This window comes from Humibacillus xanthopallidus (assembly GCF_006716675.1).
GTDB classification, from domain to species: Bacteria; Actinomycetota; Actinomycetes; order Actinomycetales; family Dermatophilaceae; genus Humibacillus; species Humibacillus xanthopallidus_B.
The window spans coordinates 53,287-70,763 of record NZ_VFPM01000001.1 but is presented as its reverse complement, the minus strand read 5'-3'; the positions used below and the strand labels follow the sequence as shown (position 1 = coordinate 70,763).

Below are 17,477 nucleotides of genomic sequence, written 5' to 3'. Positions count from 1 at the left end.
CGATCTGAGGATTCTGTCACATTGCTGACACGCGGTCGTGGTTAGCCACAAAACAGCAGGTCAACTGCATAGGGGCGAAGTTCCCGCCACCTCCACCACTTGATGGTGGCCACGTCACGCTGTCACTGCCATCGAAAGAGCAGTCCGTCGCCCCCCGCAGGGGCGACGGACTGCTCTTTCGATGGGGGGAGGTGCGCTCCTCCGGACGAGCGCGCTCAGCGCAGGTGGAGGTCCTCCGACGATGTCGTGCGGCCGGGTCCGATGACGTCGGGGCCGTAGGCGGAGTAGCCGTTGCCGTCGACCGGCACGATCCGCTTGCCGAGCGGGAAGAGCGACACGGGCACGAGCTTGAGGTTGCCGAGCGCGAGCGGGATGCCGACGATCGTGAGCGCCTGGGCGACAGCGGTCGTGATGTGCCCCAGGGCCAGCCACCACCCGAAGACGATGACCCAGACGATGTTGCCGATCGTCGAGCCGACCCCGGCCGCCGGGTGGTCGACGACCGTGCGACCGAAGGGCCACAGGGCGTACCACCCGATGCGGAAGGCCGCGAGGCCGAAGGGGATGCCGATGATCGTCACGCAGGCGATGACGCCGGCGAGCAGGTAGAGCAGCCAGAGCCAGATGCCCCCGAAGAGCACCCAGATGACGTTGAGGACGAGGCGCACGTCGTCAGGCCTGGGCCTGACCCGACGCCGCCTCAGCGGCCATCTGCTCCTTGATCGGAGCCATGTCGAGCGCCTTGACCTGCTCGATGACGTCCTGCAGCGCCGACTGGGGGAGCGCGCCGGGCTGGGCGAAGACGAGCACGCCCTCCTTGAAGGCCATCAAGGTCGGGATCGAGGTGATGTTGGCGGCCTGCGCCAGCGACTGCTCGGCCTCCGTGTCGACCTTGCCGAAGACGATGCCCTCGTTGTCGCTGCTCTGCGAGGCGGAGTCGTAGACGGGTGCGAACTGGCGACACGGGCCGCACCAGGAGGCCCAGAAGTCGACGAGCACGATGTCGTTGTCGAGAACGGTCTTCTCGAAGGACTGCGCGGTCAGGTCAGTGGTAGCCATGCTTCTCCCAACGATCGGCCCACGGGGGGTATTCCTCGCGAGTCGTGCCCTGGCAAGGTGCTCAGGGGCGCCCCAGTTCCCAGGTCACCGTGACGCTCGTCGTGATCTCGAGGTCGCCGCCCTCGACCGGCATGCCCCCCGCCATGTCGCGGGCCATGGCCGCGAGCTTGAACCCGCCACCCACCGGTGCGGCGCCGCCCTCGGCCACCCCGAGCACGACGCCGAGCCGCGCGTCGGAGAGGGCGGCATACTGCTCCGCCTTGGCCTTGGCGTCCGCAAAGGCGCCGTCGCGCGCCTCACGGAGCCCGGCTGAGCGGTCGGCGACGTCGAGGCGCACCTGGTCGACGAGCAGGGCGTTGCCGACGGCGGCCGCTGCGGACTCGAGGATGCGCCCGACGGCGGCGAGCTCACGCACCGTCACGGCGAGGCTCTGCTGCGCCGTGAAGCCCACGGCGACACCGGTGTTGTCCCACCGTTGGTTGACGCCCGCGTCGCGCGTGCGGATGTCGGCGTCAGCGACGCCCTGCTCCCGCACGACGGTGCCGACGGCGGTGATGCCCGCGGATGCGCCCGCCAGCGCCGCGGCCACGTCGGGTGCGTCGTGGCCCACCCGCAGGTCGAGCCGGACGACGTCCGGGGTGACGGCGGCGTGACCGGTGCCGGTCACGGTGACGGTGCGCTTGCCCATGCAGATCCTCCTGGCTCGCGGCCCCGGCAGCGGGGACGTTCTCGAAACCTACCTAGACTGCGGTGCCATGACGACCCCCACCGAAAGCGCGACAGGGGCGCGGCGCGTGAGCCGCGGCGCGGTCGCCTTCGCCGTGGTCGCCGTGGTCGCACAGCTGCTCGCGCTCTACGGGCCCGACGTCACCGTCGAGGGGCCGGTGAGCTGGACCGACAAGGTCGTCCACCTGCTCGTCTTCGCCGTGCCGACGTATGCCGTCGGGCGGGCTCTGGGCTCGGTGCGCGCCGCCGTCGTCATCTTCGCCGTCCACGCCCCCCTGAGCGAGCTCGTGCAGCACTATGTGCTTCCCGGCCGGACCGGTGACGTGTGGGACGCGGCGCTCGATCTCGTGGGGGTCGCGCTCGGCGCCGCGGCGCTCGTGGTCAGGGCCCGGCCGCGTCGCTGGTAGACTTTCGGGGTCCGACTCCGAGGTCTCCTCGGATCACGAGGGAAGAGCTGCCGCGGGGATGCCCGACGTGCAGGCTCATTCCGACGAGGTGACACCCCACGGGAAAGTTCGCGCCACCGGGCGCGACCCGTCACCGACACGGAGCGGATCCGATCACCGGACGGCACAGATGCCGGGAACCGGTACACATGGGGCGCACACGATGCGCCTGAGGCTCGTCTGCATGGTCGTGGTTGTCACTCACGGCTCGAGGCGAAGTCTGCTCGAGTCAAGAGAGTTGAATACGCATGTCCAACAGCAAGTCATCCGCCGGCGCGCCCAAGAAGGCCCGCTGGTCCACCGAGAAGAAGGCCGCCAAGGCCTCCGCCAAGAAGCCGCACCGCGGCCAGGGCCCGTCGTCGTACGCCGGCTCTCCGTCACGTCCGGCCTCGACCGGCACGAGCCACGTCGGTGGCCGCGAGTGGCGCGCGCCCCGCGACGAGCACCGCTCGTCCGACCGGCGCCCCTCGAACCGTGACGACCGCGGCACTGGTGGCTACCAGCGTCGTGACGACCGTCCGTCGTACAGCCGTGACGACCGCGGCACCGGCGGCTACCAGCGTCGTGACGACCGTCCGTCGTACAGCCGTGACGACCGCGGGACCGGTGGCTACCAGCGTCGTGACGACCGTCCGTCGTTCAACCGTGACGACCGCGGGACCGGTGGCTACCAGCGTCGCGACGACCGTCCGTCGTTCAACCGTGACGACCGCGCGACTGGTGGCTACCAGCGTCGCGATGACCGTCCGTCCTACAACCGTGACGACCGGGGCACCGGCGGCTACCAGCGTCGTGACGACCGGCCGGCATACGACCGCGGTGCGCGCAGCGACCGCAACGACCGTGGGACCGGCGGCTACCAGCGTCGTGACGACCGTCCGTCGTTCAACCGTGACGACCGCGGGACCGGTGGCTACCAGCGTCGCGATGACCGTCCGTCCTACAACCGGGACGACCGCGCCACGGGTGGCTACCAGCGTCGCGACGACCGTCCGTCGTTCAACCGTGACGACCGGGGCACCGGCGGCTATCAGCGTCGTGACGACCGGCCGGCATACGACCGCGGTGCGCGCAGCGACCGCAATGACCGTGGGACCGGTGGCTACCAGCGTCGCGACGAGCGCCGCTCGTTCGACCGCCCCCGTTTCGACCGCGACGCCGACCGTGCGCCCGCGACCTTCGACGATGCCGAGGCCGAGCGCATGGACGCCGACACCTGGACCAAGTCAACCCGCGCCGACGTGAGCGAAGGCCCGGTCGACGTGGCCGCCGACAACGGCTTCGCCGCCCTCGGACTGCCCGAGCGCGTCGTCGAGCGCCTCGCCCGCGAGGGCATCGCGACGCCCTTCCCGATCCAGACCGCGACGATCCCCGACGCGCTCGCGGGTCGCGACGTGCTCGGCCGCGGCCAGACCGGCTCGGGCAAGACGCTCGCCTTCGGCCTGCCGCTCATCGCCCGCCTGCTCGAGGCGGAGCTGCCGCGCCGCCCCCGCAAGCCGCACGCCCTGATCCTCACGCCGACCCGTGAGCTCGCGATGCAGATCTCCGACGCACTGGAGCCGCTCGTGCACGTCGTCGGGCTGCGTCACAAGCTCGTGGCCGGCGGCCTCAGCTACACGACGCAGATCAACGCCCTCAACAAGGGCGTCGACATCCTCATCGCGACGCCGGGCCGCCTCAACGACCTGCTCGAGCGGGGTGCGGTCGAGATGGACGACATCGCCATCACCGTGCTCGACGAGGCCGACCACATGGCCGAGATGGGCTTCATGGCCGAGATCACGACGAGCCTCGACAAGATCCCGGCCGACGGCCAGCGCCTGCTCTTCTCGGCGACGCTCGACCGTGGCATCGACGACCTCGTCGCGAAGTACCTCACCGACCCGGTGACCCACTCGACCAACGACGCGACGGCCTCTGTCGACACGATGGAGCACCACGTGCTCCTCATCGACCCGCAGCACAAGAAGGTCATCACGGCGGAGGTCGCCAACCGCGAGGGCCGCACCGTGGTGTTCTGCCGGACCAAGCTCGGCGCCGACCGCATCGCGCTCCAGCTGCGCGAGCAGGGCGTCATGGCTGCGGCGCTGCACGGTGGCCTCAACCAGGGCCAGCGCAACCGCGTCCTCGGCGCCTTCCGTGACGGCACCCTCCCGGTGCTCGTCGCCACCGACGTCGCGGCGCGCGGCATCCACGTCGACGACGTGTCCGTCGTCCTGCAGGTCGACCCGCCGGCCGACCACAAGGACTACCTCCACCGCTCGGGCCGTACCGCCCGCGCCGGTGACAGGGGCACCGTCGTCACGCTCGCGCTGCCGCACCAGCGCAAGACGATGGAGCGCCAGCTGAAGGACGCCGGTCTCGACATCGCTCCCGTCAAGGCCTCGCCCGGTGACGCGGTCATCGCGGCGACCGGCGCGATGACGCCCTCGGGTGTGCCGATCGACGAGAGCGACTTCCAGCGACTCATCGCGGGTCCCCAGGCGCACCGTCGGGGGCCGGCCGGCTCACGTGGTCCGCGCCAGGGCTCCGGCGCGCGTGGCGGTCACCGCCCGCACCACTCCGGTGGCCGTGACGACCAGCGCCGTGGCGGCGACGACCGTCGTGGTCGTCGCGGCGACCGCGGCGACGGCCTCGTGACCCGCTGGGGTTCCGACGACCGCCCCGAGCGCCGCGGCGCCCGGTACTGATCGACAGCCCGACCCGACGGATCGCTCTCTCGATCGCCCCGGTGACCGAGAGAGCGATCCGTCGCGTGTCGGGACGGCACGGACGGGTCACGGAGTGCACCGACCCGACCGAGACGCGCGAGCGGTGTGGAAGGCTTGGAGGGTGAGCTCCACCTTCCACACCGGCCGCCTTCTCGTGGCGACACCCTCGGTCGAGGGTGAGGTGTTCCACCGGTCCGTGATCCTCATGCTCCATCACGACGAGGCCGGGGCCCAGGGCGTCGTGCTCAACAAGCCGCTGACCGCTGAGGTCGACTCGGTGCTCCCGGGCTGGCAGCGCGTGGTCACCGCGCCGCACGTCCTCTTCCAGGGCGGCCCCGTCTCGACGTCGTCGGCGCTCGGCCTCGTGACGGTGCCCGGCGACGTGCCGGAGCCGCTGGGGGTCCGACGCCTCTTCGGCTCGCTCGGTCTCGTCGACCTCGACGTGCCGACGCCGGTCGTCGCGGCCGAGCTCGCGGGCATGCGGATCTTCGCGGGCTACTCCGGCTGGGAGGCGGGTCAGCTCGAGGGAGAGATCCTCCGCGGCGACTGGTACGTCGTCGACGCCGAGGGCCGAGACCCCTTCACGGCCGACCCCGACGGCCTGTGGCGCACCGTCCTGCGCCGCCAGCGAGACAGCCTGGCCTATGTCGCGAACTTCCCCGACGACCCGACGATGAACTGATGCCGGTGACCGACACCGACCCGCAGGGCCGAGCCCGGTCCGCTGCCACCACGAGGCGAGTTGCCTTGGTGGACAGCGGTCTCGGGCTCCTCGGCTACGCCGACGCCCTGCACGCGTTGCGCCCCGACCTCGGTCTCGTGCTGTCGCTCGACCCCGACAACATGCCCTACGGCCCGCGCACGCCGGACGACGTCGAGCGCCTCATCCTCGAGTCGGTGCGCGCGACGCTGCCCCACGAGCCCGACGCCGTCGTCGTCGCCTGCAACACCGCCTCGATCCACGGCCTCGACGCGCTGCGCGCCGAGCTCGAGCCCGGCATCCCGGTCATCGGCACCGTGCCGGCGATCCGTCCCGCCGCCGCCACCGGAGGCCCCGTCGCCGTGTGGTCGACGGCCGCGACGACGTCGAGCGACTACCTCCGTGGGCTCGTCGACGCCTTCGCCGCCGACATCGAGACCCACCCCGTCGCCGCGCTGGGGCTTGCGGAGGCCATCGAGTCAGCTGATGTCGACGCGGTCGACGCGTGCATCGCGTATGCCGTCTCGCAGACTCCCGCGGGAGTGCGGGCTCTCGTGCTCGGCTGCACCCACTACGGACTCGTCGCCGAGCGCATCGTCGCGGCCCTCGGCGACGTCACCGTCTTCGACTCGCCGGTGGCGGTCGCCCGCCAGACCCTGCGCAGGATCGGCCTCGAGCCCGATCCCACCGCACCCCCGACGGGCATCGAGGAGGTCCTGCAGAGCGGCCGGCCCGGCGGTGCGCCTCAGGCGTGGCGCGCCTACGCGGCAGGCGCCCGTCTCCTCGACGCCGGCGCCGCCGGGTCGAGCCCCCGGACCCTGCCGGCCCGGCTGCCGCTGGCGCCTCGCTAGCGGCGTTCGTTCCGGCTGGTCGGGCCGCGGCTAGAATCGCCGGATGAGCACGATGCCCCCCGACCCGTTCGAGTCCGACCCGTTCGAGCCCCAGCCGTTGCGCGGCACGAGCACGGCGACGATCGAGCGCGAGGAGGTCCGCGAGGAGCTCCAGGAGCCCGGCGACCACGAGCGCTTCTCGCACTACGTGCGCAAGGAGAAGATCCTCGAGAGCGCGCTGTCGGGGGAGCCCGTTGTCGCCCTGTGCGGCAAGATCTGGGTGCCGGGACGCGACCCGCAGAAGTTCCCCGTCTGCCCGATCTGCAAGGAGATCTACGACGGCCTGCGTGACCCGCAGGACGGCGGCGACGGCGACCACGGCGGCTCGGGCGGGTCCTGAGCCGGCCCGGTCGGGCCGCATTTCTTACGCAGTCTTTACCCGCGCTCGCGCGAAACGACGGCCCGCGCCTCTTAGAGTCCGTGCAGAACGTGCCAGACCGGCACGGGACGGACGAAAGAGGTTCACCCATGAAGCTTCGCTCCCTCGCCCTCGCGGCGCCGCTCGCCCTCGTGGCGGCGAGCCTCGGCGCGCCCGCCTTCGCCTCTCCCGTCGCCGACGGGGCGGCGCCAGCCGCCTGCCTCGACCCGCACGACGTCGGGGCGTCCGACGCGCGGGCGATGCACGGCGCGAAGGACACGAACCACCTCACCGCCGCAGAGGTCAAGGCGAGCGAGGCCGACCTCACCCGCGCCCTCGCGGCCAAGGGCCTGACGCGTGACTCCTCGGGCAAGCTCGCCAAGCCGGGCGCCGGCTCCGCGGCCCTCGTCAGCGCGACGATCAAGGTCTACTTCCACACGATCACGAGCGGCAGCGCCGGCGCGATCAGCACGACGAAGATCACCAAGCAGATCGACGTGCTCAACGCCGCCTACGCCGGCTCGGGCTTCAGCTTCGTGCTCGCCGGTACCACCGTGACGAACAATGCGTCGTGGTACACCGTGACCCCCGGCAGCCGCGCCGAGAGGGACATGAAGTCCTCGCTCTACCAGGGCACGAAGGCCGACCTCAACCTCTACGCCGCCAACATCGGCCAGGGCCTCCTCGGCTGGGCGACCTTCCCGAAGTCGAAGATCACCAACCAGGACGGCGTCGTCCTGCTCAACGAGTCGCTGCCGGGTGGCACCGCCACGAACTACAACGAGGGCGACACGGCGACGCACGAGGTGGGCCACTGGCTCGGGCTCTACCACACCTTCCAGGGCGGCTGCACCGGCTCGGGCGACTACGTGAGCGACACCCCGGCCGAGGCGAGCCCGGCCTATCAGTGCCCGACCGGTCGTGACACGTGCTCGAGCCCGGGCCTCGACCCGATCAAGAACTTCATGGACTACACCTACGACAGCTGCATGAACACCTTCACCGCCGGGCAGGTCTCGCGCATGCAGGCGCAGTGGACGGCCTACCGCGCCTGACGCAGCCATCCGCTCACTGCGGCCGCTGAGCGAAACCCGCTGAGCCGCATACCATCCGGCCCGAGGCCCCGCCAACCCGGCGGGGCCTCGGCATGTCGGCCGGGGGGACCGGCTACGGTGGGCGGTCTATGAGTTCAGGGGCTGCATTCCACCTTTCACCCGCCTTCCCGGAGCGGGCGGCCTGGGGCACCGCCAGCAAGCTGCGGGCGTGGCAGCAGGAGGCCCTCGACCGCTACCTCGCCACCTCGCCGCGCGACTTCCTCGCCGTCGCGACGCCGGGCGCGGGGAAGACGACCTATGCCCTGCGGGTCGCGACCGAGCTGCTGAGCGCCGGCATCGTCCAGCGCGTCACCGTCGTCGCGCCCACCGAGCACCTCAAGACGCAGTGGGCCGACGCGGCCGCCCGGGTCGGCATCAGCCTCGACCCGAAGTTCAGCAACAGCGTGGGCAGGCACAGCGAGGACTACCACGGCGTGGCCGTGACCTACGCCCAGGTGGCCTCGCGTCCGGCGCTGCACCGCGAGCTCACGACGAGCCGACGCACGCTCGTCATCCTCGACGAGGTGCACCACGGCGGCGACGCGAAGAGCTGGGGCGACGGCATACGGGAGGCCTTCGAGCCCGCCGAGCGGCGCCTGTCGCTGACCGGCACGCCCTTCCGGTCCGACACCTCGCCGATCCCCTTCGTCACCTACGAGCTCGACGCCGAGGGCGCCCTCGTCAGCGCGAGCGACTACACGTACGGCTACGCGGAGGCGCTGCGCGACGGTGTCGTGCGACCCGTGCTCTTCATGGCCTACGGCGGCAGCATGCGCTGGCGCACCAAGGCGGGCGACGAGCTCGAGGCCCGCCTCGGCGAGCCGATGACCCGTGACTTCGTCGCGCACGCGTGGCGCACCGCCCTCGACCCCAAGGGGGAGTGGATCCCCGCCGTGCTCACCGCCGCCGACCGGCGGCTCACCGAGGTGCGCCGCCACGTCGCCGACGCCGGCGGCCTCGTCATCGCCTCCAACCAGACCCAGGCGAGGGCGTATGCCGCCATCCTGCGTCAGCTGACCGGCGAGGCCCCCACGGTCGTCCTCTCCGACGACCTCGGCGCGAGCAAGCGCATCGAGGACTTCGGCGCGAGCGACGAGCGGTGGATGGTGGCCGTCCGGATGGTGTCGGAGGGGGTCGACGTGCCGCGCCTCGCCGTCGGGGTCTATGCGACCTCCACGTCGACGCCGCTCTTCTTCGCGCAGGCGGTCGGCCGCTTCGTGCGGGCCCGCAGGCGCGGCGAGACGGCCTCCGTCTTCCTCCCCTCGGTGCCGGTCGTGCTCGACCACGCGTCGCGCCTCGAGGAGCAGCGCGACCACGTGCTCGACCGCAAGCGTGAGGACGACGGCATCGGGGAGCTGTGGGCCCAGGAGCAGGAGCTCATCGACGAGGCGAACCGCGCCGAGAAGGCGAGCGGGGCCCTCGACGAGGGTGCCTTCGAGGCGCTCGAGTCGGACGCGCACTTCGACCACGTGCTCTTCGACAAGCAGCAGTGGGGCATGCACGCGCAGGTCGGGTCGGAGGACGAGGAGGAGTACCTCGGCCTGCCGGGTCTCCTCGAGCCCGACCAGGTCTCGGCGCTGCTGCGCGAGCGGCAGAGCCGGCAGGTCAAGAAGGCACCCAAGGGCGCCGAGGCCGCGATGCCGGTGGCCGCGCACCGGGCGCTCGCCGCCCAGCGCAAGGAGCTCAACACGCTCGTCTCGGCCTATGCCAGGCAGAAGGGCCTGCCGCACGCCAACGTCCACATGGACCTGCGCCGGGTATGCGGGGGCCCCGACCTCGCTGCTGCCTCGTCAGAGCAGGTCACCGAGCGGATCGAGAAGATCCGCCTCTGGCTCGTCGGCCGGCGTTAGCCGTCTGCCGTTCACGATCGCGTGGGGTCCGGGGCCCCGCTCGCCCGACCCGCGGCGCTAGGGTCGGCCTGTTCCCCCACCAGACGGGACAGACCCGACCTCCTGAAGGACGAGATGAGCACCGACAAGACCCCAGACTTCCTCGCATCCGCCACCACGCGCCGCCAACTGCTCACCATGGCAGCCGTCGGTGGGGCCGGAGTGGCGGCCGTCGCCGCCGGCCCGTCTGCCGCCGCCACCGCGGCTCCCGGACCCGGCACGAACGGCGAGATCGTTCGACTGACCGTGCTCGGCACGACCGACCTGCACGGCAACGTCCTCAACTGGGACTACTTCAAGAACGCGACGTACGCCGACAGCAAGTCCAACGCGATCGGCGTCGCCCGGGCGTCCTCGATCATCAAGTCGGTCCGCGCCGAGGTGGGCGCCGAGCGCACCCTGACGATCGACGCCGGCGACACGATCCAGGGCACCCCGCTCGCGTACTACTACGCCAAGATCGACCCGATCACCGGGGGCTCGACCCACCCGATGGCCGCCGCCATGAACCAGGTCGGCTACGACGCCGCCGCTCTCGGCAACCACGAGTACAACTACGGTCTCGACACCCTGCGAGCCTTCGAGAAGCAGCTCGACTTTCCCCTGCTCTCGGCCAACTCGGTCGACTGGAACACCGGCGCCCCGGTCTTCAAGCCGTGGGTCATCAAGACCGTCAAGCTGCCGGACACGAAGGCGATCAAGGTCGGCATCCTCGGCCTCGTCACGCCGGGCGTCGCCATCTGGGACGCTGCCAACGTCGAGGGCAAGGTGCGCTTCCCCGGCATCGTCGAGCAGGCCAAGGTCATGGTGCCGCGCCTCAAGGCGGCCGGCGCCGACGTCGTCATCGTCGCGTGCCACTCCGGCGACAACGGCGCCTCCTCGTGGGGCGACGCGCTGCCCTACGTCGAGAACGCCAGCGCGATCCTCGCGCAGGAGGTGCCCGGCATCGACGCCATCCTCGTCGGCCACGCCCACATCGAGATCCCGCAGCGCTACGTGACCAACACGGTGACGGGCAAGAAGGTCCTGCTCTCCGAGCCGCTCTACTGGGGCATGCGGGTGACCCGCATGTCGCTCGACCTGCAGAAGGTCCGCGGGCAGTGGCAGGTCGTGCACTCCGAGTCGTTGCTCTACAACTCCAACGTCGCGCCCGAGGACCCCGCGGTGAGCGGGGCCGTCGCCGCGTCGCACGCCAAGGTGCTCACCTACGTCAACAGCGTCATCGGCACGTCGAAGCAGGCGATGTCGGCCGCGTCGTCGCGCTACGAGGACACCGCGGCGATGGACTTCATCAACTACGTGCAGGGCGTCACCGTCAAGGCGGCGCTCGCAGGCACGCCGCAGGCGAGCCTCCCGGTCCTGTCGATCGCCGCACCGTTCAACAAGGCCGCGGCGATCCCTCAGGGAGACGTCACGGTGCGCGCCGTCGCGGGTCTCTACATCTTCGACAACACCCTCATCGGCATCGTCCTCACCGGCCAGCAGGTCAAGGACTACCTCGAGCAGTCGGCGTGGTACTTCCAGCAGCGCAGCGGCACCGGGCCGTACACGCCGGAGCAGGTGACCAACGCCGTGACCCCGCTCGCTCCCGGGGGCACGCCGGACTACAACTACGACATCATGGGCGGCCTCGACAAGGCGCTCACCTACGACATCGACATCGCCAAGGAACGCGGCTCCCGCATCACGGGCCTGTCGTATGCCGGGGCCCCCATCGACCTGTCGGCGCAGTTCGTCGTCGCGATCAACAACTACCGGCAGTCCGGCGGCGGCAACTTCCCGCACGTCAAGGCCGCGCCGGTCGTCTACAACCGCCAGATCGAGATCCGCCAGCTCATCATCGACTGGGTGACCGCCAACAAGGTCATCGACGCCTCGACGTTCTCGAGCGCCGTTCCCGACTGGAAGCTCGTGAGCAACGGCCTCCCGGTCACGATCACGGCCTGACGGCACACGGCCTGCGGTGCGATGGCCCCCTCGACGCTGCTCGTCGAGGGGGCCACGTGCTGCTCCGGGCGTGCGGAGCCGCCGGGAGGGTGCTCGGGCGTCAGGAGCCGACGAGCACCTGGTGGCCCCATGCCGGCAGCGTGTAGGTCTGGCCCTGGGCCAGCTCGACGGTCTCGCCGGAGAACGCATCGGTCCACGTGCCCGCCTGGGGGCCGTTGCCGAGCGTCACGGTCTGCTCCTGCGGCGAGAGGTTGAAGGCAGCGAAGACCCGGTCGCCCTCGATCGCGCGGACGAAGCTGAGGACCGAGGCCTCGGCCGAGTTCGGCACGCGCAACATCCGCCCACCCGCAGCGCCGTTGCGCAGCGCCGGGTGCGCCTTGCGCAGGGCGAGTAGCCGGCGGTAGAGCTCGCCCTGCTCGTCCTCGCGCCACTCGATCTCGTCCTTCTCGAAGAAGTCGAGCCGGCGGTCGCTGCCCGCCTCCTGGCCGTTGTAGATGAGGGGCATGCCCTCGCTGACGACGGACAGGACGATCGCCGGCACGAGCGCGTCGCCGAACTGCTCGTACTCGGTGCCCTCCCACGCGTTCTTGTCGTGGTTGCTGACGAAGAGCATGCGGTAGGCGTCGCGCTGGTAGAAGCGGTCGTTCCACGCGTAGTAGACCTTGAGCACGTCGACATCGGCCTTGCCGTGGGCGATCTTGTGCAGGGTGTCGTTCCAGCTCCACGCATAGGACATGTCGAAGGCGCGCACGTGCAGGTCGCGCGACTCCCACTCGGCGAGCATGAAGACCGGCTTGATCTCGTCGAGCTCGCGGCGCACGTTCTCCCAGAAGTCGAGCGGCACGAAGCCCGCCACGTCGCAGCGGTAGCCGTCGACGTCCGCCTCGCGCACCCAGTACTTCATCGCCTCCGTCATGTACCGGCGAAGGTCCTCGTTGTCGTAGTCGAGGTCGATGATGTCGTCCCAGTCCCACCACGGGGTCGGGCGGAAGCTGCCGTCCCAGTCGCGGGCGTACCACTCCGGGTGCTCCTCGACGAGCGGGTTGTCCCAGGCCGTGTGGTTGGCGACCCAGTCGAGGATGACGTGGAAGCCGAGGTTGTGGGCGGCCGCGACGAAGTGGCGCAGGTCGTCGAGCGTGCCGAACTCCGGGTTGACGCCGAGGTAGTCCTTGACGGCATACGGGCTGCCGAGGCCGCCCTTGCGGTTGAGCTCGCCGATCGGGTGCACCGGCATGAGCCACAGGATGTCGACACCGAGGTCGCGCAGCCGAGGCAGGTGCGCCTCGGCCGCCCGGAAGGTGCCCTCGGGCGTGAAGTTGCGTTGGTTGATCTGGTAGATCGTCGCGTCACGGCTCCATTCGGGATGCGTGAGCTCGACTGCCGGCCGGGGCGTGTAGGGGTTCGTGGTCACGGGCACAGTCTCCTAGGACGAGGCGTCGAGCAGGTGCTCGACGAGCGGGATCGTACGGTGGTCGAGGCGGGTCGCGAGCGAGATGACCGTCGACGCGCGGGTGACGTGGGCGTCGTCCACGACCTGGTCGATGACGCGCTGCAGATCGGCGTTGTCTCGGCCGACGATCCGGATGAGCACATCACCCGACCCGGTGATCGTGTGCGCCTCGAGCACCTCGGGGATCGCGGCGAGGTGCTCGACGACGGGGGAGTGGCCGCCGCGGCCCTGGCGGATCTCGAGGGTGCAGAAGGCCGTCACCGGGTAGCCCAGCGCCGCCGGGTCGACGTCGGGCGCCATCGAGCGCAGCACGCCCGTGCGCTGCAACCGGTCGAGCCTCGCCTGCACCGTGCCGCGAGCGACCCCGAGCCGGCGCGACGCACCGAGGACGCCGACACCCGGCTCGCGCAGCAGGAGGAGCAGGATGCGGCAGTCGAGGGCGTCGACGGCCGCTCGCGACGGCGGTGAGGGCGGTGACGTCATGGGCAGAGTGTCCAGCACCGGACGGCATACGGGCAACAGTTTGTGCACTGTGCCCACCTCGGGGCGCACCTGTTGACCACTGTCGGGCTGCTCCGTCACTCTCACGACATGGCTTACACGATGCCGTCTCAGGCCCCCGCCCACCGCGCCGACCTCACCGACCAGGAGCGCGAGGCGAACCTCGACCTCGAGCAGCTCAAGCAGCTCGTCGGCCTCGTCGACTACGACGAGGACGCCGACGTCTTCCCGGTCACCGGCTGGGACGCGATCGTCTTCGTCGCGGGCAACGCGACCCAGAGCGCGCACTACTACCAGAGCGCCTGGGGCATGGAGCTCGTCGCCTACTCCGGACCCGAGAACGGCAACCGCGACCACAAGGCCTTCGTCCTCAAGAGCGGGTCGATCCGCTTCGTCATCAAGGGCGCCGTCGACCCCGACAGCTCGCTCGCCGACCACCACCGCCGCCACGGCGACGGTGTCGTCGACATCGCCCTCGAGGTGCCCGACGTCGACCGCTGCATCGCCCAGGCGCGTCGCGCCGGTGCGACGGTGGTCGAGGAGCCGGCGAACCACACCGACGAGCACGGCACGGTGCGCACCGCGGCCATCGCGACCTACGGCGAGACGCGCCACACCCTCGTGCAGCGTCACGTGGACGGGCAGACGTATGCCGGCCCCTACCTCCCCGGCTACGTCCCCACGAGCTCGTCCTACGAGAAGCGCGAGGGCCAGCCGAAGCGCCTCTTCCAGGCGCTCGACCACATCGTCGGCAACGTCGAGCTCGGCCACATGGACGAGTGGGTCGACTTCTACAACCGCGTCATGGGTTTCGTGAACATGGCCGAGTTCATCGGCGACGACATCGCGACCGACTACTCGGCGCTCATGAGCAAGGTCGTCGCCAACGGCAACCACCGGGTGAAGTTCCCGCTCAACGAGCCGGCGATCGCCAAGAAGAAGAGCCAGATCGACGAGTACCTCGACTTCTACCGGGGCGCCGGGGCGCAGCACCTCGCGGTCGCGACGAACGACATCCTCGCCTCCGTCGACGCGCTGCGCGCCAACGGCGTCGAGTTCCTCGACACCCCCGACAGCTACTACGAGGACGCCGAGCTGCGCGAGCGCATCGGCAACGTCCGCGTGCCGATCGAGGAGCTGCAGAAGCGCAGGATCCTCGTCGACCGCGACGAGGACGGCTACCTGCTCCAGATCTTCACCAAGCCGCTCGGCGACCGCCCCACGGTCTTCTTCGAGCTCATCGAGCGCCACGGCTCGCTCGGCTTCGGCAAGGGCAACTTCAAGGCCCTCTTCGAGGCGATCGAGCGCGAGCAGGACCGGCGCGGCAACCTCTGACGGACGCGCGGTCCGGTCGGTGCCCACGGGACCGGCCGGACCCGCTGCGCGGTCCGGTGGCACGGCGTAGATTGCGGCCATGCACGACGGTCCCTCGAGCGACGCCCCGGAGACCACGCTCGTGGCCTCCCACGAATCGGACTGAGGGCCCATGGGATTCGCCACGCTCGCCCTCATCTGCCTCGTGGCCATCATCGGACCGCTGTTGTCCCTGCCGCGCTGGCTGCACCTGCCCGTGGTCATCGGCGAGCTCGCCGTCGGCATCCTGCTCGGCCGGACCGGCCTCGGGGTGCTCGACCCGGACAACCAGACCTTCAGCTTCCTGGCCGAGGTCGGCTTCGCCCTCGTGATGTTCGTCGCCGGCACCCACGTGCCGGTCCGCGACCGAGCGCTGCGCCCCGGGTTGCGGCGTGGACTCCTGCGTGCCGTGGCCGTCGGCGTGCTGTCGGTCCCCGTGGGGTGGGCGCTGGCGCACCTCTTCGGCACCGGCCATGCCGCCCTGTATGCCGTGCTGCTCGCCTCGTCGTCGGCCAGTCTCGTGCTCCCCGTCCTCGACGGCACCCCTGTGCGCGGACCGATGATGGTGCAGCTGCTGCCCCAGCTCGCCATCGCCGATGCCGCGTGCATCGTCGCGCTCCCGCTCGCCATCGATCCTGCCAACGCCGGCCGGGCCGTCATCGGGTCGCTGGCGGTCATCGCGTGCGCGTTCCTGCTCTGGCTCCTCCTGCGGTGGTTCGTCGGGTCCGGGCGCGAGCGGCGAGTGCGCGAGATCTCGCATGAGCGAAGCCTCGCCGTCGAGCTGCGGGCATCGCTCGCCATCCTCTTCGCGCTCGCCGCGGTGGCGTCCGCGACCCAGATCTCGGTGATGCTGGCGGGCTTCGCAGCGGGCATCGCGCTGTCCGCGGTCGGGGAGCCGCGTCGGGTGGCAAAGCAGCTCTTCGCGGTCACCGAGGGCTTCTTCGCCCCCATCTTCTTCGTCTGGCTGGGGGCCTCGCTCGACCTGCGCGAGCTGGGGACGCATCCTGCCGCCATCACCCTCGGGCTCGCCCTCGGTGCGGCCGCTCTCGTCGTGCACGGCGTGATGGTCGTCACGGGCCAGCCCTGGCCGACGGCCCTCATCACCGCGGCCCAGCTCGGGGTGCCGGTGGCGGCGGTGACCCTGGGCAACACGCTCGGCCTGATGGCACCGGGGGAGGCGCCGAGCCTGCTCCTGGGCGCCCTCCTCACAGTCGCGGCGACCGCCATCGTGTCGGGACGGGTCCGCGCGCTGGCGCAGGCGGAGGCAGCGGAGGCGGAGGTGGCGGAGGCCGCCTCGCAGACGGCGGGACGAGCAGGGCCACCCGGCGCTGCTGGTGCGACGTCTCATGGCACAGTTGACCCATGAGCCAGCAGCCCTCCGGGTGGTACGACGACCCGAGCAACCCCGAGATGCTCCGCTACTGGGACGGGGTGATGTGGACGAGCCACACCGCGCCGAAGAAGTCGCCGACCCTGCCGCAGAGCAGCGGCCAGCCGCCGCAGGCGGCCTCGTCCGACGCGACCGGTGCGGCCGCGACCCAGGGTGTGCCGACGTCGACCACCCCGATGCCGCAGGGCAGCGGGTGGCAGGGGCAGGCACCGCAGGCCTACGGGCAGGGGCAGGCGCCGGGTCAGTACGGGCAGCAGGGTCAGTACGGTCAGGCCCCGCAGTATCCCGGTGCTCCGCCCAGCGCCGCCTGGATGCAGACGATCAAGACGACGGCCGACGGTGTCCCGCTCGCCTCCTGGGGTCGCCGCCTCGCTGCGTGGATCATCGACGGCGTCATCCTCACGATCCTGTCCTACCTGATGCTGAGAGCCTTCGCCCCCGACTACTTCACGACCATCGAGAACCTCATCGACGCTGCGTCGCGCCAGGACCAGACCGAGATCCAGAGCATCGCCCAGGACGTCGCGGGGCAGGCGTTCCGCGTCGGGCTCATCACGTGGGGCACCGTCACGGTCTACTGCCTCGCCTTCTGGACGACGCTCGCCCAGACCCCCGGCAAGATGGCGGTCGGCATCAGCGTGCGCCGCGTCGACCGGCCCGGCCCGCTCGACATCGTGAGCGCCTTGCGCCGCCGGCTGCTCTCGCTCCTGCAGATCGTGCCGCTGGTCTCCGGGCTCTACTTCATCGTCTTCCTGCTCGACTACCTGTGGCCCCTCTGGGACGACAAGCGCCAGGCCCTGCACGACAAGGTCGGCGGCACCCAGGTCGTCGTCGGCAAGCAGCCGCGCGGCCAGGGCTGAGGTCTGGGCCGGCCCGGGACACAGCACTCTCGCCCGATATGGCCGGTTCTTTCAGCAAACGTCCAGAAAGTCGCGTCACAAGACCCCGAAGCGGGTACCGGTG

The 17,477-nt window shown here is 70.8% G+C and carries 16 protein-coding genes; 11 read left to right on the top strand and 5 right to left on the bottom strand.

Features of this window, described 5'->3' with window-relative positions:
• Nucleotides 1-215 precede the first annotated feature (215 nt).
• The 3 genes from FBY41_RS00360 to FBY41_RS00350 all read right to left on the bottom strand — a co-directional run bounded on the left by FBY41_RS00360 (nucleotide 216) and on the right by FBY41_RS00350 (nucleotide 1,747).
• Nucleotides 216-668 (bottom strand): YccF domain-containing protein, encoded by a 453-nt coding sequence (locus FBY41_RS00360; RefSeq protein WP_141841464.1) that lies wholly within the window; start codon nucleotides 666-668, stop codon nucleotides 216-218.
• A 4-nt stretch (nucleotides 669-672) separates the two neighbouring features.
• Entirely contained in the window at nucleotides 673-1,059 is a 387-nt protein-coding gene (gene trxA, locus FBY41_RS00355) for a thioredoxin (RefSeq protein WP_141841463.1), read from the bottom strand.
• Between the two features lie 61 nt (nucleotides 1,060-1,120).
• The gene (locus tag FBY41_RS00350; protein WP_141841462.1) at nucleotides 1,121-1,747 is read right to left on the bottom strand and encodes an SIMPL domain-containing protein; all 627 of its coding nucleotides are present in this window, start codon (nucleotides 1,745-1,747) and stop codon (nucleotides 1,121-1,123) included.
• A 67-nt stretch (nucleotides 1,748-1,814) separates the two neighbouring features.
• On the opposite strand from FBY41_RS00350, the gene FBY41_RS00345 reads away from it, so the two are divergent.
• The 8 genes from FBY41_RS00345 (at nucleotide 1,815) to FBY41_RS00310 (ending at nucleotide 11,820) form a co-directional block, all read left to right on the top strand.
• Nucleotides 1,815-2,192 (top strand): VanZ family protein, encoded by a 378-nt coding sequence (locus FBY41_RS00345; protein WP_260439472.1) that lies wholly within the window; start codon nucleotides 1,815-1,817, stop codon nucleotides 2,190-2,192.
• 287 nt (nucleotides 2,193-2,479) lie between these two features.
• Nucleotides 2,480-4,921, top strand: coding sequence for a DEAD/DEAH box helicase (locus tag FBY41_RS00340; protein ID WP_141841461.1), 2,442 nt, complete (start codon nucleotides 2,480-2,482; stop codon nucleotides 4,919-4,921).
• Between the two features lie 142 nt (nucleotides 4,922-5,063).
• Complete coding sequence (locus FBY41_RS00335; RefSeq protein WP_141841460.1) at nucleotides 5,064-5,624, top strand: YqgE/AlgH family protein; 561 nt, start codon at nucleotides 5,064-5,066, stop codon at nucleotides 5,622-5,624.
• Nucleotides 5,624-6,493 carry a glutamate racemase gene (locus tag FBY41_RS00330; protein ID WP_141841459.1) on the top strand — a complete coding sequence of 290 codons (870 nt, stop codon included), beginning with the start codon at nucleotides 5,624-5,626 and terminating at the stop codon, nucleotides 6,491-6,493. The genes FBY41_RS00335 and FBY41_RS00330 overlap by 1 nt, the downstream gene beginning before the upstream one ends.
• Nucleotides 6,494-6,536: 43 nt before the next feature.
• Nucleotides 6,537-6,872 (top strand): DUF3039 domain-containing protein, encoded by a 336-nt coding sequence (locus tag FBY41_RS00325; RefSeq protein ID WP_141841458.1) that lies wholly within the window; start codon nucleotides 6,537-6,539, stop codon nucleotides 6,870-6,872.
• Nucleotides 6,873-7,000: 128 nt separating this feature from the next.
• On the top strand, nucleotides 7,001-7,945 hold the full coding sequence (locus FBY41_RS00320; protein WP_141841457.1) for a zinc metalloprotease: 945 nt from the start codon (nucleotides 7,001-7,003) through the stop codon (nucleotides 7,943-7,945).
• A gap of 128 nt (nucleotides 7,946-8,073) precedes the next feature.
• Nucleotides 8,074-9,834 carry a DEAD/DEAH box helicase gene (locus tag FBY41_RS00315; protein WP_141841456.1) on the top strand — a complete coding sequence of 587 codons (1,761 nt, stop codon included), beginning with the start codon at nucleotides 8,074-8,076 and terminating at the stop codon, nucleotides 9,832-9,834.
• Between the two features lie 114 nt (nucleotides 9,835-9,948).
• Nucleotides 9,949-11,820 (top strand): bifunctional metallophosphatase/5'-nucleotidase, encoded by a 1,872-nt coding sequence (locus FBY41_RS00310; RefSeq protein WP_141841455.1) that lies wholly within the window; start codon nucleotides 9,949-9,951, stop codon nucleotides 11,818-11,820.
• Nucleotides 11,821-11,920: 100 nt separating this feature from the next.
• On the opposite strand, the gene FBY41_RS00305 is transcribed toward FBY41_RS00310, so the two are convergent.
• Both FBY41_RS00305 and FBY41_RS00300 read right to left on the bottom strand, forming a co-directional pair.
• Entirely contained in the window at nucleotides 11,921-13,231 is a 1,311-nt protein-coding gene (locus FBY41_RS00305) for an alpha-amylase family glycosyl hydrolase (protein WP_141841454.1), read from the bottom strand.
• A 12-nt stretch (nucleotides 13,232-13,243) separates the two neighbouring features.
• Nucleotides 13,244-13,753 carry an Lrp/AsnC family transcriptional regulator gene (locus FBY41_RS00300; protein WP_141841453.1) on the bottom strand — a complete coding sequence of 170 codons (510 nt, stop codon included), beginning with the start codon at nucleotides 13,751-13,753 and terminating at the stop codon, nucleotides 13,244-13,246.
• Nucleotides 13,754-13,861: 108 nt separating this feature from the next.
• On the opposite strand from FBY41_RS00300, the gene hppD reads away from it, so the two are divergent.
• The 3 genes from hppD (at nucleotide 13,862) to FBY41_RS00285 (ending at nucleotide 17,374) form a co-directional block, all read left to right on the top strand.
• Complete coding sequence (hppD, locus tag FBY41_RS00295) at nucleotides 13,862-15,106, top strand: 4-hydroxyphenylpyruvate dioxygenase (RefSeq protein ID WP_141841452.1); 1,245 nt, start codon at nucleotides 13,862-13,864, stop codon at nucleotides 15,104-15,106.
• A gap of 151 nt (nucleotides 15,107-15,257) precedes the next feature.
• Complete coding sequence (locus tag FBY41_RS00290) at nucleotides 15,258-16,490, top strand: cation:proton antiporter (RefSeq protein WP_141841451.1); 1,233 nt, start codon at nucleotides 15,258-15,260, stop codon at nucleotides 16,488-16,490.
• On the top strand, nucleotides 16,487-17,374 hold the full coding sequence (locus FBY41_RS00285; RefSeq protein ID WP_141841450.1) for an RDD family protein: 888 nt from the start codon (nucleotides 16,487-16,489) through the stop codon (nucleotides 17,372-17,374). Before FBY41_RS00290 ends, FBY41_RS00285 begins: the two co-directional genes overlap by 4 nt.
• The last annotated feature ends 103 nt before the right edge of the window (nucleotides 17,375-17,477 follow it).

What these genes read in the sequence shown, in the direction of transcription:
- FBY41_RS00340 (WP_141841461.1), top strand. Translation starts at nt 2,480, where the DNA reads ATGTCCAACAGCAAGTCATCCGCCGGCGCGCCCAAGAAGGCCCGCTGG.
- trxA (WP_141841463.1), bottom strand. Translation starts at nt 1,059, where the DNA reads ATGGCTACCACTGACCTGACCGCGCAGTCCTTCGAGAAGACCGTTCTC.
- FBY41_RS00345 (WP_260439472.1), top strand. Translation starts at nt 1,815, where the DNA reads ATGACGACCCCCACCGAAAGCGCGACAGGGGCGCGGCGCGTGAGCCGC.
- FBY41_RS00315 (WP_141841456.1), top strand. Translation starts at nt 8,074, where the DNA reads ATGAGTTCAGGGGCTGCATTCCACCTTTCACCCGCCTTCCCGGAGCGG.
- FBY41_RS00300 (WP_141841453.1), bottom strand. Translation starts at nt 13,753, where the DNA reads ATGACGTCACCGCCCTCACCGCCGTCGCGAGCGGCCGTCGACGCCCTC.
- FBY41_RS00330 (WP_141841459.1), top strand. Translation starts at nt 5,624, where the DNA reads ATGCCGGTGACCGACACCGACCCGCAGGGCCGAGCCCGGTCCGCTGCC.
- FBY41_RS00350 (WP_141841462.1), bottom strand. Translation starts at nt 1,747, where the DNA reads ATGGGCAAGCGCACCGTCACCGTGACCGGCACCGGTCACGCCGCCGTC.
- FBY41_RS00290 (WP_141841451.1), top strand. Translation starts at nt 15,258, where the DNA reads ATGGGATTCGCCACGCTCGCCCTCATCTGCCTCGTGGCCATCATCGGA.
- FBY41_RS00310 (WP_141841455.1), top strand. Translation starts at nt 9,949, where the DNA reads ATGAGCACCGACAAGACCCCAGACTTCCTCGCATCCGCCACCACGCGC.
- FBY41_RS00285 (WP_141841450.1), top strand. Translation starts at nt 16,487, where the DNA reads ATGAGCCAGCAGCCCTCCGGGTGGTACGACGACCCGAGCAACCCCGAG.
- FBY41_RS00325 (WP_141841458.1), top strand. Translation starts at nt 6,537, where the DNA reads ATGAGCACGATGCCCCCCGACCCGTTCGAGTCCGACCCGTTCGAGCCC.
- FBY41_RS00320 (WP_141841457.1), top strand. Translation starts at nt 7,001, where the DNA reads ATGAAGCTTCGCTCCCTCGCCCTCGCGGCGCCGCTCGCCCTCGTGGCG.
- hppD (WP_141841452.1), top strand. Translation starts at nt 13,862, where the DNA reads ATGGCTTACACGATGCCGTCTCAGGCCCCCGCCCACCGCGCCGACCTC.